This is a genomic window from Hymenobacter frigidus (assembly GCF_014640435.1).
Lineage (GTDB): Bacteria > Bacteroidota > Bacteroidia > Cytophagales > Hymenobacteraceae > Hymenobacter > Hymenobacter frigidus.
On the sequence record NZ_BMGY01000019.1, the window covers coordinates 67,404 to 83,896 of the forward strand.

At 59.9% G+C, this 16,493-nt stretch carries 17 protein-coding genes; 12 read left to right on the forward strand and 5 right to left on the reverse strand.

Going from position 1 to position 16,493, the window contains the following annotated elements; translation table 11 throughout:
- Positions 1–9: 9 nt before the first annotated feature.
- Positions 10–582 (reverse strand): L-threonylcarbamoyladenylate synthase, encoded by a 573-nt coding sequence (locus IEW17_RS11580; RefSeq protein ID WP_188562206.1) that lies wholly within the window; start codon positions 580–582, stop codon positions 10–12.
- A gap of 170 nt (positions 583–752) precedes the next feature.
- Positions 753–1,166 carry a methylmalonyl-CoA epimerase gene (gene mce, locus IEW17_RS11585; RefSeq protein ID WP_188562207.1) on the reverse strand — a complete coding sequence of 138 codons (414 nt, stop codon included), beginning with the start codon at positions 1,164–1,166 and terminating at the stop codon, positions 753–755.
- Between the two features lie 209 nt (positions 1,167–1,375).
- Between mce and IEW17_RS11590 the strand changes: the two genes are divergently transcribed.
- The 4 genes from IEW17_RS11590 to IEW17_RS11605 all read left to right on the forward strand — a co-directional run bounded on the left by IEW17_RS11590 (position 1,376) and on the right by IEW17_RS11605 (position 4,072).
- The gene (locus IEW17_RS11590) at positions 1,376–2,590 is read left to right on the forward strand and encodes an IscS subfamily cysteine desulfurase (RefSeq protein WP_308420616.1); all 1,215 of its coding nucleotides are present in this window, start codon (positions 1,376–1,378) and stop codon (positions 2,588–2,590) included.
- Positions 2,591–2,697: 107 nt separating this feature from the next.
- The gene (gene iscU, locus IEW17_RS11595; RefSeq protein ID WP_188562208.1) at positions 2,698–3,108 is read left to right on the forward strand and encodes a Fe-S cluster assembly scaffold IscU; all 411 of its coding nucleotides are present in this window, start codon (positions 2,698–2,700) and stop codon (positions 3,106–3,108) included.
- Between the two features lie 133 nt (positions 3,109–3,241).
- The gene (locus tag IEW17_RS11600; RefSeq protein ID WP_229748963.1) at positions 3,242–3,634 is read left to right on the forward strand and encodes a hypothetical protein; all 393 of its coding nucleotides are present in this window, start codon (positions 3,242–3,244) and stop codon (positions 3,632–3,634) included.
- A 111-nt stretch (positions 3,635–3,745) separates the two neighbouring features.
- On the forward strand, positions 3,746–4,072 hold the full coding sequence (locus tag IEW17_RS11605) for a HesB/IscA family protein (protein ID WP_188562209.1): 327 nt from the start codon (positions 3,746–3,748) through the stop codon (positions 4,070–4,072).
- Between the two features lie 114 nt (positions 4,073–4,186).
- On the opposite strand, the gene IEW17_RS11610 is transcribed toward IEW17_RS11605, so the two are convergent.
- The 3 genes from IEW17_RS11610 to IEW17_RS11620 form a co-directional block, all read right to left on the reverse strand.
- Positions 4,187–4,414: a T9SS type A sorting domain-containing protein gene (locus tag IEW17_RS11610; protein WP_188562210.1), complete on the reverse strand. Its 228-nt coding sequence runs from the start codon at positions 4,412–4,414 to the stop codon at positions 4,187–4,189.
- Positions 4,415–4,689: 275 nt separating this feature from the next.
- Positions 4,690–5,448 carry a LytR/AlgR family response regulator transcription factor gene (locus tag IEW17_RS11615; protein WP_188562211.1) on the reverse strand — a complete coding sequence of 253 codons (759 nt, stop codon included), beginning with the start codon at positions 5,446–5,448 and terminating at the stop codon, positions 4,690–4,692.
- Positions 5,445–6,521, reverse strand: a complete 1,077-nt coding sequence (locus IEW17_RS11620; protein WP_188562212.1) for a sensor histidine kinase — start codon at positions 6,519–6,521, stop codon at positions 5,445–5,447. The genes IEW17_RS11615 and IEW17_RS11620 overlap by 4 nt, the downstream gene beginning before the upstream one ends.
- 191 nt (positions 6,522–6,712) lie before the next feature.
- On the opposite strand from IEW17_RS11620, the gene pulA reads away from it, so the two are divergent.
- The 8 genes from pulA (at position 6,713) to IEW17_RS11660 (ending at position 16,444) form a co-directional block, all read left to right on the forward strand.
- Positions 6,713–8,713, forward strand: coding sequence for a type I pullulanase (gene pulA, locus IEW17_RS11625; RefSeq protein WP_188562213.1), 2,001 nt, complete (start codon positions 6,713–6,715; stop codon positions 8,711–8,713).
- Positions 8,714–8,833: 120 nt separating this feature from the next.
- Complete coding sequence (locus IEW17_RS11630; protein ID WP_188562214.1) at positions 8,834–9,790, forward strand: 1-phosphofructokinase family hexose kinase; 957 nt, start codon at positions 8,834–8,836, stop codon at positions 9,788–9,790.
- Between the two features lie 329 nt (positions 9,791–10,119).
- Positions 10,120–10,782, forward strand: coding sequence for a hypothetical protein (locus IEW17_RS11635; RefSeq protein ID WP_188562215.1), 663 nt, complete (start codon positions 10,120–10,122; stop codon positions 10,780–10,782).
- A gap of 22 nt (positions 10,783–10,804) precedes the next feature.
- Positions 10,805–11,794, forward strand: coding sequence for a hypothetical protein (locus IEW17_RS11640; RefSeq protein ID WP_188562216.1), 990 nt, complete (start codon positions 10,805–10,807; stop codon positions 11,792–11,794).
- A 170-nt stretch (positions 11,795–11,964) separates the two neighbouring features.
- Positions 11,965–13,743: an OmpA family protein gene (locus IEW17_RS11645; protein WP_188562217.1), complete on the forward strand. Its 1,779-nt coding sequence runs from the start codon at positions 11,965–11,967 to the stop codon at positions 13,741–13,743.
- 146 nt (positions 13,744–13,889) lie between these two features.
- Entirely contained in the window at positions 13,890–14,663 is a 774-nt protein-coding gene (locus IEW17_RS11650; RefSeq protein ID WP_188562218.1) for an ABC transporter permease, read from the forward strand.
- Positions 14,664–14,756: 93 nt separating this feature from the next.
- Complete coding sequence (locus IEW17_RS11655) at positions 14,757–15,587, forward strand: ATP-binding cassette domain-containing protein (RefSeq protein WP_188562219.1); 831 nt, start codon at positions 14,757–14,759, stop codon at positions 15,585–15,587.
- 62 nt (positions 15,588–15,649) lie between these two features.
- Positions 15,650–16,444: a hypothetical protein gene (locus IEW17_RS11660; RefSeq protein ID WP_188562220.1), complete on the forward strand. Its 795-nt coding sequence runs from the start codon at positions 15,650–15,652 to the stop codon at positions 16,442–16,444.
- Positions 16,445–16,493: the final 49 nt, after the last annotated feature.

Here is a 16,493-nt window from a genome sequence, read left to right on the forward strand (position 1 = left end):
CTTTTAGTTTTACTCACGCACCACTTCGAGCTGGCCATCGGCTCCCAGCCGCACTACCCGCGAGGGGGCCGCCCGCGCGGCATCGTCCTGCCGCCAGTTCGCCACGTGGTCGGCCCCGCGCAGAATGGCGGGGTCGATTTCCGAGTATACCGCCGGGGTCGGCTCACCCGTCTTGTTGGCCGAGGTGGACACCAGCCCGTGCCCCAGCCGGCGCACTACCTTAAAGCAGAACTCGTCCTTCACCACGCGCAGGCCCACCGTGCCATCGGGCGCTACCAAGTCGGGGGCTACGGCGCGGCTGGCCGGCAAAATGTAGGTGGTGGGTCGCGTATCAGCGGCCAGCAGTGCTTCTAGCTCCTCGGGCACCTGGGCGGCGTAGCGCTTCAGCATGGCCAAATCGGCCACCAGCACAATGCTGGGCTGGCCTTCAGGCCGTCCCTTTAGCTTATAAAGCTCCTTCACGGCGGGCAGCGCTTCGGCGTCGCAGCCCAGGCCCCACACGGTATCGGTGGGGTAAAGAATGACTTGCTGAAGCAGCAGGGCATCCACGGCGGCATCTACTTCTTGGCGGAGGAATTTCATATCGCTGATTAACACTGATTAACCGTGATTTCGCCGATTTTTTTGCTGGGCGACACGGTTTATGAATTATTGAGTTGAGAGGTGCTGGGTAACGCTTCGTTTAGCGGGACTGCCAATCTTCCACCAGTACAGACGATACTGGGGTTAATGAAAAATCAGCGAAATCACGGTTAATCAGCGTCAATCAGCGATTGGCAGAGCTCCACCAATACACCGGCGGCGCTTTTGGGGTGCACAAAGCAAACAAGCTTATTGTCGGCCCCGCGCTTGGGCTCTTCATTTAATAGTACAAAGCCCTCGCCTCTTAGTCGCGCCATCTCGGCCCGGATGTCATCCACCTCAAATGCAACGTGATGAATACCCTCGGGTTTCTTGGCCAGGAACTTCGTGATGGCACTATCCGGCGAAGTACCGGCCAGCAGCTCAATCTTGGAGCCGCCGACCTGAAAGAAAACTGTGTCCACGGCTTCGCTGGCCACGTGTTCTTTCTTGTAAGGAGCCGCGCCGAGCAGCGTGGTGTAAAGCGCCGTGGCGGCTTCGAGGTCGTGCACGGCCAGGCCGAGGTGTTCGATGTTGATGAGCATTGGGTGGAATGGGCAGGCGAAAATGCTACTGAACGGGCAAAAAACCGGATTTAGCGGGTATTTTGGGCCGTTGCTGACGGACGGGACATATCCTTATTTAGATTGTGTCTACTTTTGTAAGGTCAAAGAAAACTGATTGCCCCCGAACCGTGTTCTATGGGCCAATTAGTCTTTCATTGGTTCATCTATTTGCTATCCCGCTGCGCGCAATGCTGAAGCTCCCTATTTACCTCGACAACAACTCCACCACGCCCCTCGACCCGCGCGTGTTAGAGGCCATGATGCCTTACCTGACCGACGTATTCGGCAACGCGGCATCGCGCAACCACCCGTTCGGCTGGGCCGCCGAAGAAGGTGTCGACTATGCCCGCGAGCAAATCGGCAAGCTCATCAACTGCGACGCCAAGGAAATCATCTTCACGTCGGGCGCTACCGAATCGGACAACCTCGGCATCAAGGGCGTGTTTGAGATGTATAGCCAGAAAGGCAACCACGTCATCACCGCCACCACCGAGCACAAGGCCATTCTCGACACCTGCAAGCACCTCGAAAAGCAGGGCGGCCGCGTCACCTACCTGCCGGTAGATGAAAAGGGCCTCATCAGCCTCGAAGAGCTCGAAGCCGCCATGACGCCGGAAACCATTCTGGTTAGCATCATGTACGGCAACAACGAAACGGGTACGATTAACAACATCCGTGAAATTGCCCGAATTGCCCACAGCCACGGCGCACTGTTCATGACTGACGGCACGCAGGCCGTAGGTAAAATCCCGGTCGACGTCATTGCCGATGGCATTGATATCATGGCCTTCACGGCCCACAAAATGTATGGCCCCAAGGGCGTGGGTGCGCTGTATGTGCGCCGCAAGAACCCCCGGGTGAAGGTAACCTCCCAGATGGACGGGGGCGGCCATGAGCGCGGCATGCGCTCGGGCACCCTCAACGTGCCCGGCATAGTAGGCCTGGGTAAGGCTTGCGAGCTGGCCCGCCTCGAAATGGCTGCCGACACCGCCCGCCTGAGCGTGATGCGTGACCGCCTCGAAAAGGAGTTGATGACGATGGAGGAGACGTACGTGAATGGCTCCATTGAGCACCGTTTGCCCCACGTCACCAACATCAGCTTCAAGTACGTGGAAGGTGAAGGCCTGATGATGGGCGTAAAAGACCTGGCGGTTTCGTCGGGTTCGGCCTGTACCTCGGCTTCGTTGGAGCCCAGCTACGTGCTCAAGGCCTTGGGCCTGAGCGATGACCTGGCCCACAGTAGCCTACGCTTCGGCCTGAGCCGATTCACTACCGACGAGCAAATCGATTATGCCATCGGCCACGTAAAAGAGGCCGTAACTAAACTCCGCGAAATGTCGCCCCTGTGGGAGATGTTCCAGGAAGGCATCGACTTGAGCAAAATCGAGTGGGCCGAGCACTAGGAATTAATTAAAAATTGAGAATTAAAAAGGACGTGCCTGAGCCGTCGCTTAATTTCAAGCTCAATTTTTAATTCATAATTTTTAATTCATAATTCAAGCGAAGCAAAATGGCTTATTCCGATAAAGTAATTGACCACTACAGCAACCCCCGCAACGTGGGCACGCTGGACAAAAGCAAGAAGAACGTAGGCACCGGCTTGGTGGGAGCGCCTGAGTGCGGCGACGTAATGCGCCTGCAAATCGAGGTGGATGAAGCCACCAATACCATCATCGACGCCAAGTTTAAGACCTTCGGCTGCGGCTCGGCTATTGCGTCGTCCTCGCTGGCGACGGAGTGGCTGAAGGGCAAATCCATCGACGAGGCCCTGGCCATCGACAACATGGAGATTGTGGAAGAGCTGGCCCTGCCGCCCGTGAAAATCCACTGCTCGGTATTGGCTGAGGATGCCATCAAGTCGGCCATTTCGGACTACCGCGTGAAAAACGGCCTGCCCGCGCTGGAATTGGCGCACCACTAGTCGCTTGACAGCGGTCATCCTGAGCGAAGCGAAGGACCTTATCACGTTGCAACGGTAATCGTTCAGTCGTGGTAGGGTCTTTCGCTTTGCTCAGGATGACCTTTTTTTACCCAAACCTAACCTGCTCTCACAAGTGGACGAATTTGAAAGCGCGCGCCTGGAACGCGAGATTCAACAGTATCTGGGCCTGGAATTTGAGCAGCTGCGCTTTGAGTTTCGGCAACTGGACGGGCTAACCAGACTGGACCTCATCACAGTGAATCCGCGGCACCAACAGAGCTTTTTGTTTCACTACGAAACCGGCCGCGACGAGACAGAATGCCTGGAGAAGATGTTGACCTACGTGCGTGGCTACCGCGACAACGAAAGCCCTTACACCGTGCAATGGCACGCTCACGGCGACAAGGAGTTACACACTTCCTACTTCCGGGCTCACAATGTGTATGAGGCGCTGGACAAGCTGTACTTCGGCCGCGACTTGAATACGATTACCGTGTTCAGCGTGGTCTTAAACCCAAGCTCGTAGCGGCATCAATCCGGCGCGTGAACCTTGCCGAACACGCGCTTGTTTATAATGTGTCTAAATTGCGGACTCATTGACCCATTTGCCGGGTAAGCCAGCACCACTCCTACCGCCATGATTACCGTTTCGGATAAAGCCAAAGAAAAAGTATCGCGTCTGATTCAGGACGCCAACCTCGACGACACCTTCCGCCTGCGTGCCTCGGTGGCTGGCGGCGGCTGCTCGGGCCTAAGCTACAAGCTGGACTTTGACAACGAAGTGCGGCCCATGGACCAGGAATTTGAGGACAAGGGCGTGCGCGTGGTGGTCGACATGAAGAGTTTCCTTTACCTGGCCGGCACCGAACTGGACTTCTCCGACGGCCTCAACGGTAAGGGCTTCCAGTTCAACAACCCCAACGCTTCGCGCGAGTGCGGCTGCGGCGAAAGCTTCTCGGTCTAAATAGCAGACATATCCGGATTATATGAATTCTGTAATCTGACCTTAAATGGTAACGCACAAAAAAGGCTGCCCGATTGGGCAGCCTTTTTTGTGCGTTACCATTTAAGAGGGCTTCTATTCCTTTTCGAACTTCTGCACTACGCGGCCGGTAGCGGTTTGCAGTTCCAGGAAGTAGAAACCAACGGCCAGCGTTTCGATGACGATGCTGGGATTACCGGCTTCGGTGGTGCCACTCAGCAGGAGCTGGCCCAGCTGGTTGAGCACGCGGTAGGGTGTGGACGCATCGGCCAGGAAGCTGATGCGACTGTGCGCCGGGTTGGGGTAAAGCGGTACTTTGCCCACTCTACACCACCAACCACCTCACCCTACCCGTGTCGGCGTGGGGTGCACCGGTTTGCATTCCGGAATTCCCAACGCGAAACCTCAATCAGCAAAAAAAGCCCCAACTGCCGTAGGAGCTCTTCGGGTAGTGCCAGCCAGTCTGGGTGCCAGTCTGGGTGGCTGCGCAGGAGCCTTGGCAGCCCGCAGGACCGTGGCATTGGCATCGCTGCCACAACGGTGCTCAGCACGGCGTTCTTCTTTGTTCGGCGGCCGCTGAGCGCTGGCGCATCAAGCCCTCAGCTCCAGCGGCTGAGGAACTGCAGAAACGAGTCTTTGTACTGGTCGCCCACGGGGATTGTGACGGCCCCAATCTGGACGGTGAGGCGGCGCACAGCCTCAATCTTATCGAGCGCCACGATGAACGAACGGTGGATGCGCATGAAGCGCCGAGCGGGCAGTTTTTCCTCCATCGTCTTGAGGCTCATGAGCGAAAGCAGGGCGCGGGGCGAGCTTTTGAGGTGAACTTTAACGTAGTCCTTGAGGCCCTCTACGTAGAGGACGTCGCTGAGGGCCACGCGCACGAGCTGGTATTCGGCTTTCAGGAAAAGGAATTCTTCTTCCTCGGGGCCGGTGGCAACGGAGGCACTGGCGTGCTGGTTGGTGAGCTCGGCGTAGGCGCGGGCTTTGCCGGCGGCGCGCAGAAACTCCTCGTAGTTGAAGGGCTTGACGAGGTAATCGAGGGCATCGACGCGGTAGCCCTCGAGGGCGTACTGACTGAAGGCGGTGGTGAAAACGATGCGCGGCCCGGCCGGACCCAGCACCCGGGCCAGCTCCAGGCCGTTGAGCTCCTGCATCTGGATATCGAGAAAGGCCAAATCGACGGTGCCGGGGTAGGCGTGCAGGTATTTCAGCGCCTCCACGGCACTCCCGAACTTGCCCACCAGCTCCAGAAACGGTGTTTTCTGCACGAAGGACGCCACCAAACCCAGGGCCAGCGGCTCGTCATCAACGGCAATGGTTTTGAGGGGCGGCGAGGCGGAACTGGCGGTGCTCATGCGACGTGCAAGGTGAGGTGAACCCGGAATTCGTTGGCGGGCGTGTGGTCATCGACCAGCAGCGTGAACTGGCCGGGGTAGAGCAAATCGAGGCGGCGGCGGGTGTTGGCCAAGCCAATGCCGTTGCTGCCGGCCAGGTCGGTACCGGGCTGCGGGAGCAACGAATTGCGCACTTCCAGCTCCACCACATCGGGCGTGGGCTGGCTGATGGCCACGAAAATGCGGCTGGCCTCGGTGGCCGCCACGCCGTGCTTAAACGCATTTTCGAGGAAGGGCAGCAGCAGCATGGGCGCCACGGGTACGTCGTGGCCAGGCGCGGGCCGCTCGAAGGTGACAGTCACCCGGTCGTCGAGCCGCAGCTGCACCAGGTTAATGTAGTCCTGCACGAAGGCGATTTCCTGGCTGAGCAGCGTGGGGCCGCTGGCCGTGTCATACAGCACGTAGCGCATCATGCGCGACAGCCGGTGGATGGCCTCGCGGGCCTGCTCGCCGTCGAGCAGCGTGAGGGCGTAAATATTGTTGAGGGTATTGAAGAAGAAATGCGGGTTGATTTGGGCCTTGAGCACCGATAGCTCGGACGAGACGCGCTGCTGCTCCAGGGTCTGGCGGAGCTGCGCGTCCTTTTGCCACTTTTGCACCACCGTGATGCTGGTGCTGATGCCCAGCACAAACATGGTGGTGAGCAGGCCCATGGTATCGATGCGGAAGCCGGTGCGGGGCAGCCGGGGCCGCCCGGCCGCGGCCATAAAGGCCTTGTCAATCAGCGCGGGCAGGTTCAGCGTCGCATCCAGAAACTTGCTGAACAGCAGCACGGCCACGGTGGTCCCGACCAGCATCAGCACAAACTGCGCGTTGCGGCCCTGAAACAGCAGCCGCGGCACGCTCACCCGCGCCGTGAGGTAAAACACCGAAATCCAGGCCATAAACATCAGCCCTTGCTTCAGCCAGAACTGCGGCGGCATGGTGAGCCGCCCCGTAAGCGGCTGAAACAGCAAGAACGTAAGCCCGAATAGTCCCCACACCAGCACATGAATCAGCAGCGTGAGGTAGCGACGGGGCGTGGTCAAAGTCATGGGCAAGAAACGGTTTTAAACAAACTTAACCCCGCCTGCCAGCCCGCCCGCTTCCAAACCGACCGTCTGGGGAATTGTATCGACAGCGAGCGGGGTTTTATCGGTTGGAACGGCTGCTTCATTGCCAGGAAAGCGCAGCGTTACATTAAGCTCCGCTGGCAATGACGGTATTGCGCCCGACCTTTGCGCTCATGATTCGCCCGCTTCTGCTGCTGCTTGTGCTGCTTGCTCCCCTGCCCACCCCGGCGGCCCCGCCCCTGCCCGATTTTTCCACTTATCCCACCTACCTCGGGCCGGATTTGGGGCTGACCTGGCGCGGCCCCCAGGCCACCCTGCGCGTGTGGGCCCCCACCGCCGAGGCCCTGCGCTTACGCCTTTATGGGGTGGGCACCGGCGGCGCGCCCATTGCCAGCCATGCCATGACCAAGGCCGAAGGCGGCACCTGGACCTACGCCCTGCCCGCGGGCACCACCGGCTTCTACACCGTGCAGGCCACCATCGGCGGCAAAGCCCTGGCCGAAGTGGCCGACCCCTACGCCCACGCCGTGGGCCTCAACGGGGTGCGCGGGGCCGTACTCAACCCCGCCCTGGTGCAGCCCCCCGGCTGGCCCGAGGACCTGCGCCCGGCCCTAAAGCAAGCCACCGACATTGTGATTGGCGAAGTGCACCTGCGCGACCTCAGCATGCACCCGCAGTCGGGCATTCGGGAGAAAGGCAAGTACCTGGGCCTGGCCCAAACCAGCACCCGCGGCCCCGGCGGCGTGCGAAGCACCGGCCTCGACCACTTGGTGGAGCTGGGCCTGACCCACGTACACCTGCTGCCCACCAACGACTTTGCCTCCATCGACGAAGCCGCGCCCGCCCGCGCCAACCGCTACAACTGGGGCTACGACCCGCTCCACTACTCGGTGCCCGAGGGCAGCTACGCCACCAACGCCGCCGACCCGGCCGCCCGCATCCGCGAGTTCAAGCAGATGGTGGAAAACCTGCACGGCGCGGGCCTGCGCGTGGTGCTCGACGTGGTGTATAACCACACCGCCGATGCCGCCCGCAGCAATTTCGAGCAGCTGGTGCCCGGTTATTACTACCGCCACAACCCCGACGGCACCCTAAGCAACGCCACCGCCTGCGGCAACGAAATCGCCTCGGAGCGGCCCATGGTGCGCAAGCTCATCGTGGAATCAGTAGCGTACTGGGCCCGTGAATACCACGCCGACGGCTTCCGCTTCGACCTGATGGGCGTGCTCGATATCGAAACCATGCGTGCCGTACGCGTCGCCCTCGACCAGCAGGACCACAGCATTTTCGTGTATGGCGAAGGCTGGACCGCCGGCCCTTCGCCCCTGCCCGAAGCCCGCCGCGCCCTCAAGGCCAATATGGGCCGATTGGACCGCATCGCAGCTTTCGGCGACGAGCTGCGCGACGGCGTGAAGGGCCACTACGCCCACCAAACCGAGCCCGGCTTCGCCAGCGGCCAGCCCGGCCTGGAAGAGAGCGTAAAGTTTGGCATCGTGGCCGCCACCCAGCACCCGCAGATTGATTACACCAGGGTGAATTACTCGAAAGCGCCCTGGGCCAACTCACCGGCCCAGGCCATCAACTACGTGGCCTGCCACGACGATATGGTGCTCTGGGACAAGCTGGCCGTGGCCAGTCCCGGCACCACCGAGGCCGAACGCATCAAGATGGATTTGCTCAGCAACACCATTGTATTTACCTCGCAGGGCATTCCGTTTTTGCCGGTCGGCGATGAGTTTCTGCGCACCAAGGGCGGCGCGCACAACTCCTACAACCTGCCCGACAGCGTGAACCAGATTGACTGGAGCCGCAAGGCAAAGTACGCGTCGGTCTATGATTTTTACCGGCGGCTCATCGCCCTGCGCCGCACCCATCCCGCCTTCCGCTTGCCGTCGGCCGAGCTCATTCGGCAGCATCTTGAGTTCCTGCCCACACGGCCGGGCGCTATTGCCTATCAATTGAAAAACAACGCTGGCGGCGATGCCTGGGGCAACATCATCGTCCTCTTCAATGGGAGCCGCTCGGCTACTGGGGTTTCCTTGCCTCGTGGAACGTATAAAGTAGTGTTGCGCGGCGACCAGCTCAACGAAGACGGCCTCGACGTGCTGGAAGTAACCAGTGGCGTGCAGCTGTCCGGCAATTCGGCAATGATTTTGGTGCAACTATCGGAGTAGAGACGCACTATTTTGCATCTCGTCGTTGAACGAGTACATCTGGCGGTGCGGCTCCGAACGTTCAACGACGAACCGCAAAATAGTGCGTCTCTACATTCGCTCCCTTCCCTGATACCATCCATGAAAACCGTCGTTACCCTCACCCTGAACCCGGCCATCGACAAAAGTACGTCCGTGCCCAAACTAGTACCCGAGCAAAAACTAAAGTGCGACCCGCCCAAGGTGGAGCCCGGCGGCGGCGGCATCAACGTAGCGCGGGGCCTGCAGCGGCTGGGCCTCGATGCGCAAGCCGTGTTCACGGCCGGCGGCCCGCCCGGCGAAGCGCTGCAACAGTTGGTGGCCCGCGAGGGCATCGCCTGCTGCCCCGTGCCCACGGCCGACTGGACCCGTGAAAACTTCACCGTGGTAGAGGCCGCCAGCAACCAGCAATACCGCTTCGGCATGCCCGGCACCACCCTCACCGCCACCGAGCAGGCGCAGGTGCTCGCCACCCTGGCCGCCCTCAGTCCCGTGCCCGATGTGCTGGTGGCCAGCGGCAGTCTGCCGCAAGGTGTACCGCCCGAATTCATGGGTGAAATCGCCCGCTGGGCCCGCCAGGCCGGGGCCAAACTGGTAATTGACACCTCCGACGAAGCCCTGCGCTGCGCCGTGGAAGAAGGCGCCTACCTCATCAAACCAAACCTGGGCGAGCTGAGCAAGCTGGCCGGCGTAGAGGCACTGGACAGTGAATCCGCCACCGCCGCCGCGCAGGCCATCATCGCGCGGGGCAAGTGCGAAATCGTGGTGGTGTCGCTGGGCGCGGCCGGAGCCTGCCTCGTCACCCGCGATGTGGTGGAACACATATCGGCCCCCGCCGTGAAAAAACACAGCACCGTGGGAGCCGGCGACAGCATGGTGGCCGGTATGGTGTTCGCGCTCTGCCAGGGCTGGCCCGTGCGCGAGGCCGTGCGCATGGGCGTGGCCTGCGGCACGGCCGCCACCATGAATTTTGGCACCGAGCTATTTCATAAAGCCGATGCCGAACGGCTGTTTCAGTGGCTATTACGGACGATGCCACGGGAGGTGGCGACGGAATAACCTCACCCCCTGACGGTCACCTCACCCCCCGGCCCCCTCTCCCGTGGAGAGGGGGAGCCGGACGATTTCACAGCATGAACAGAGCCGGTGTCCCCTCTCCACGGGAGAGGGGGTCAGGGGGTCAGGTTGACGGCCAACGCTTTTCCCTTACTAATTTGGGAAATCACCCTTTCCATTCTGAAAAAAACCCATCCTCGCCCGGCCTTGTGCCAGGCGGGGATTTTTTATTAATGTGCTATCAATCAAATAACTATATGCATTAAGCATTAATAACTGCCGAATCGGCACTGGTATTGGCATTGGGTATCCGTCACCAAACACCCGCTGCCATGGCCATTCTCGATAACCTTACCAAAGCCGCCAAAGGCTTCTTCATTGAAGAAGACGAGGCGGCTGCCGCTCCCGACGCCGCCCCCGCGCCGGGCCTGACGCCCACCGCCCCTGCGGCCCCGCACATCACCCAGACCGAGCCGCGCCACCTCGAACACATTGCCAAGCTGCTAGCCGGCGACGGCAAAGATTTCGGGGCATACACCAAAATGGTGGCCAGCATGGCCGGCAGCGGCCTCACCGGTCCGCTGCTCTACCAAACGGCCTTCAATGCCTTCGCGGCCCTCACCGGCGTGGACCAGCCCGCCCTGCTGGCCTCGGCCGATGCCCTGGCCCAGAAGCTGACCGACGACCGCGCCCAGGTGCTGCAGCGCCACCGCGAGAAGCTGGGCGAAAGCGCCAACCCGCAAGGCCCAACTAGCCCGCTGGTGCAGCTGCAAAAGCAGGAAAGCCAGCTGCAGGCCGACGTGGCCGCCCTCACCGGGCAGTTGACAACGAAGAGCCAGCAGTTGCGCGACATCCAGCAGCAAGCCCAGGCCGAGCGCCAGAAAACGCAGGGCGCACTGGCATCCTACGAGCTGGCCAACGCCGCTGCGGCCGCCGAGCTGCAGGCGCACCGCCAGGCAGCCCAATCATTCCTGGCCCCCACTCCTACCCGCTAACTATTTCCAAAACCCTACGCCCATGAAAACCTTGATGTCTCTTAATTCCGACACGGAGCTGCCCAAGTGGCAGCAGCCCGAAAAAGTGGCCGGCTGGCTCGTACTGGCTGGCTTGGCCGGCACGGCGGTCTATTTCTGGGGCCGCATCCTGCCCTTTCTCGTCGACATGGTGTTCGACACCGTGAAGCTGGGCATTGGCCTGGGCGGGCTGTTCATGCTGTTTTTACTGGTCACGAACAAGCGCATTCACGCCGGGCTGTGGTACGCCGGGCAGCGCATTTTGCGCACCATGGCGGGCCTGTTCGTCAACACCGACCCCATCGGCATCATGGAGGACTACATCTTGAACACCGAGAAGGAAGCCCGCAAGATGGACGCCGAAGTCGGCCACATCGAAGGCGCGCACGAGCTGGTGAAACGCAAGCTGACTGACAACACCGCCCAGATGAAGGAGTACCTGGCCCTGGCCGATTCGGCCACCCGCCAGGGTGAGAAAGATGCCGCCGAAGCCTACGCCTCGCGCGCGGCCCAGCTCGAAGACTACAACCGCCGCCTGCAGCCCATGGCCACCACCACGGCCAACGTGACGGTAGTGATGCGCCAGATTCTGAAAGCCGCCCTGCGCCAGATTGACGGCAGCAAGTTCAAAGTGGGCCTGCTCAAGGACGAGTACCAGCTGGTGAAGCGCACCAGCTCGGGCATGCGCGCCGCCATGAACATCCTGCGCGGCGACCCCGACAAGAAGTACTTCTTCGACCTGGCCACCGACCGCGTGGCCCAGGACATGGCCCAGCAGCTCGGCCAAATCAAGCAGGCCATGCGCTACTCGCAAGAGTTCGTGAAGGAAATGGACATTCAGAACGGCGTGATGAGCGAGAAGGGCCAGCGCCTGCTGGAGAAGTACCAGAAGGGCGATTTCAACGCCGTACTCAACGAAAAGCCGCAAGCCCAGCAAAGTATTCTCGCCACCAAAAAAGCCTCCGACGATGCCTATTCTAGCCTGCTTGATTAGCTTTTTGCTGGCCTGGGCCGTGGTCAGTACCGTGGACTCTGCGAGTCCGCGAATGCCGCGGCCGACTGGCACCGCGCCGCTCAGGAGCCCGCGAAAGGCCACTGCCCAACTTCTTTTTAACCAACATTTTAACCCCCTCGCGGACTCACAGAGTCCGCGGTACTACTCCCATGACAACTCGCGGTAAAATTCTCATTGGCCTCATTCTGGTGGCCGTCCTGTACTTCGGCATCAACAAGCTGGTTTCCAGCGGGGCCGTATTTAAAAAAGCCGACACGCAGTCGGTGCTGCTCAACTCGATTGAGCTGCCCGCCACCACCGGCGGCAACCGGGCCAACATCGTGGTACCGCTGGCCCCCATGCCCGGCACCGCCCCAGCCGACAAGGGTACGCCCGTGGTGTGGGAAGTAATGGCCTGGAACAGCCAGATGGCCGGTATGCTGGCCAACGGCGGCCCCCGCAGCACCATGGGCTCCAGCATGGCCGCCAACGGCCTCGACCTGCAGATAGTGCGGCAGGACGATGTAAGCAAGATGCAGGCCGATTTGGTGAAAAACGCCGTCGACCTGGCCGCCAACCCCGAAACGCCAGGCTTGATTGTGAGCATTATGGGCGACGGCCTGCCCGGCTTCTCGGCGGTGCAGACGCAGCTCAAAAAGGCCGGCACGCAGTTGCAAATCATCCCCTACAGCATGGGCAAGAGCTTCGGCGAAGACAAGCTGATGGGCCCGAAAGAGTGGCTCGATAACCCCAAGCTGGCCCTGGGTAAAACGGTGGCCTGCTACCTGCGCGACGGCGACCAGAACATCGCCCTGAAATGGTGCGCCGACAACGGCCTGAAAGTCAACCCCGACGAAACCACCTACGACCCCGAAGCCGTGAACTTCATGGCCGCCAGCGACTTCCTGGTGGCTGCCGAAAAGTACATCCTCGGCAAGCCCGAAGCCCGCACCAAAGTGGTAGCCGGCAAGAACACCGGCGTGAAAGTAGACGTGGTGGCCGATGCCGTGGCCACCTGGACCCCCGGCGACGTGAATATCGCCAAGCAGCGCGGCGGCCTCGTCAACATCGTGAGCACCAAGGACTACTCGAACCAGATGCCCAACATTATGGTGACTACCAAGCGCTGGTATGATGCCCACCCCAAGGAGGTGCTGGGCCTGATGACGGCCCTGGCCGTAGCCGGCGACCAGGTGAAATCGCACCCTGCAGCCCTGGCCCGCGCCGCCGATATCTCGGCGGCCGTGTACGGCGACCAGGACAAACCCGGCGCGTACTGGCTGAAGTACTACAAGGGCGTGAGCGAGGCCGACCGCAACGGCGACGTGGTGGAGCTGGGCGGCAGCAAAGCCTTCAACTTCAGCGACAACCTGAGCCTGTTCGGCCTCGACGAAGGCGGCACCAACATCTACGCCGCCGTGTACAAAACCTTCGGCGACGTGCAAAGCAAGCTCTACCCCAAAGAGCTGCCCAGCTACGTGCCCCTCACCGAAATGCTGGACCTCGCGCCCCTGAAGCAGCTTCAGCAGCAGTACAAAGGCAAAGCCGTGGCCCCGGCCGAAACCCAGCAGTTTGCCGCCGGCGATGAAATCCGCCAAAGCGTGAGCAAGCGGGCCTGGAACATCGAGTTCAACAGCGGCCGGAGCAGCTTCACACCCTTGGCGGAAAAGGAGCTGAAGCAGCTGTTCGATGACCTAGTGGTGGCCGGCCGCCTCAAAGTAGCCGTGCACGGCCACACCGACAACGCCGGCGACCCGCAAGCCAACCAGCAGCTGAGTGAAGACCGCGCCATGGCCGTGCAGCGCTGGCTCGAAACCAAAAGCCGCAGCGCCTTCCCCGACGGCCGCGTGCAGGTGTACGCCCACGGCGCCAGCGAGCCCGTGGCCAGCAACACCACCCCAGTCGGCAAAGCCAAAAACCGCCGCGTGGAGGTGATACTGGGCAATTAATGCCTTCTGACTGCTGAACTAAAAGGCCGTCATGCTGAGCGGAGTCGAAGCATCTCTACCTCAGTAGTAATCAATACTGGCACAACGAGGCGGTAGAGATGCTTCGACTCCGCTCAGCATGACGGCCTTTTTTTGTCTCTCTCAAAATGAAAACTCTATTCTCCCCCAACGCCCAGCCGCGCCGCCTCGTGTTCACCACCATGGTAGTGGCGCAAGTGGCTCTGTTACTGCTGCTGTGGCTGTTTTACCCCATGCAGCTGTTCCCGAGCCTGGGCGAAGTCGTTCGTTCGCTCGGTGACCTTATCACCACGCAGGGCCTCATCCAGGAGCTGTGGGCCAGTATGACCACGGCGCTGCAAGCCCTGGCCGTGGCCACGGTGCTGGCGCTGGGCATCTCGTACCTCACGGCGCTGCCGTTCTTCCGGCCCATTGCCTACGCGGCCTCCAAGATGCGCTACCTCACCCTCACCGGCCTCACCTTTTTCATGGCTTTGATGGTCAGCTCAGGCCACCAGGTGAAGCTCTCGGTGCTGATTTTCGGGGCCACGGTGTACCTGGTTACGGGCATGACGAGCGTGATTCTGACCACCACGCAGGAGGAAATGGACCACGCCCGCACTTTGGGCATGGGCGAGTGGCGCAGCTTCTACGAGGTAGTGGTGCTGGGCAAATTGGATGAAATGCTCGAAGTGGTGCGTCAGAACTTCGCCATCATCTGGACCATGATTACGCTGGTCGAAACGCTGTATCAGTCCGAGGGCGGCATCGGCCTGCTGCTGTATAAGCAAAACCGGTATCTGCACCTGGATGGCGTATTGGCCATTCAGCTGGTGATTCTGGCGACGGGCGCAGCGCAGGACTACGTGTTTGTGCTGCTGCGGCGCGTGTTTTTCCCTTATTCAAGCCTGGGGACCGCCTGAATGCACCGTGGACTCTGTGAGTCCGCGAATAAACCATCAAGCCTTTTCCCCCTTTCACGCGCGGACTCGCAGAGTCCGCGCTACTCATCCGCCATGACTGCCCACACTTACGCTTACGAATCCCCCATCCTCACCCTGCAAAACGTGTCGATGTCCTTCCACAACGAGCCCGTCCTGCGCGACATCAACGCCCAGGTCCTAGACGTGACGCGCCCCGGCATGAACCAGGGCCAGGTCGTGGGCTTCTACGGCCGCTCGGGCATCGGCAAGTCGGTGCTGTGCCGCATCATGGCGGGCCTCATCGCCCCCACGGCCGGCACCGTGGAAGTGGGTCTGGCCCAGCAGGCCGTGGCGCCCGGCATGGTGGGCTTCGTGCAGCAGCGCTACCCGCTGTTCGACCACCGCACGCTACTCGATAACCTGCTGGTGGCTGCCGAGCGCAAATACGCCCCGGCCGAGGCACGCCAGCACGTCGACGCCTACCTGGAGCGGTTCTGCCTCGCGCCGCACCGCAAAAAGTATCCGGCCCACCTCTCGGGCGGGCAGCGCCAGCGGGCGGCCATCGCCCAGCAGCTGCTCTGCTCCGACCACCTCATCCTGCTCGATGAGCCCTTCTCCGGCCTCGACGTGGCGATGATTGACGAGCTGAAACAAATAATCGTCGAAGTGACGACCATGGACGAGCTAAACACCGTCATCATCATCTCGCACGATATCGTGACCACCACCGCCCTGGCCGACCGCCTCTGGCTCCTCGGCTACGAGCACGACGCGGCCGGGGCCCTCGTGCCGGGCGCCACTATCAGCCCCCAGCACCAATACAACCTGGCCGAAATGGGCCTCGCCTGGCACGAAAACGTGGAAGCCGAACCCGAATTCGCCCAGTTCGTGGAGCACATCAAGAATGAAATTCGGGGGAGTTAGGCCCAATATCTATTTCTCCAGACATTTGCTTCAACCAACTAGAAATTACAGGGATTCAGTCTATGGAAACTGACAAGATTTTTGAAGACAAAGAGCGCACAGACTTGAATTTCGCAAGTCATCTTGATGACCTGTTCGATTTCTACGACAGAAATGCAAAACCCGAGTTTGCTAAAGTCAGAATGACTATCAATGAGTGGTTTACTAATTATCCTGACAGTGAAAAGAGTGAACTCAAATCCAGGTTTAGAAAGGCCTTTTCGCCTGCCTTCTTCGAATTATTCATTTATCAATTATTCACAAAGCAAGGATTCACACTCACGCCTCATCCTCAAATACAAAGCACTTTAAAAGCTCCGGATTTCCTCGCAGAGAAAGGAGAACTGAGCTTTTACATCGAAGCGAAAGAAGTAGCAGATGCATCTGAGGCTGAAGCAGCATTCTATAAGAGGATTAATACCATTTATGATGCTTTATCAAAACTAATTATTCCTGGTTATTGGCTGATTATAGAAAAATTAAAGGTCAAGAGTATTCAGCAGCCAAGTGGCAAAAAAATAATTAAGCATTTGGAAAGAGAATTACCTGAGTACATTTCTAGAAATGCTGCAGCAAATATTGAGCGAACAGATTGGGGCTATATTGCTCCACTCACAATTGACAGGGATGATATCAAGCTGGTCGTAAGACTTTTTCCAAAATCGTTAAAGCAAATCAAAAATGAATCAATGTCAACCATTGCCAGCTATCCAGCAAAAAGTAGTTGGGGTTATCCCGAAGAGGCTTTAATAAGGGGCGCGGTGCATGAGAAGGCTTCTCGCTATGGTGAATTGGATAGGCCTGAGGTGGTCGGGTAATACAGGAGATACTGTGTTAAAAAGCAAGGAAGTGAGCAAGTTTTTTTAC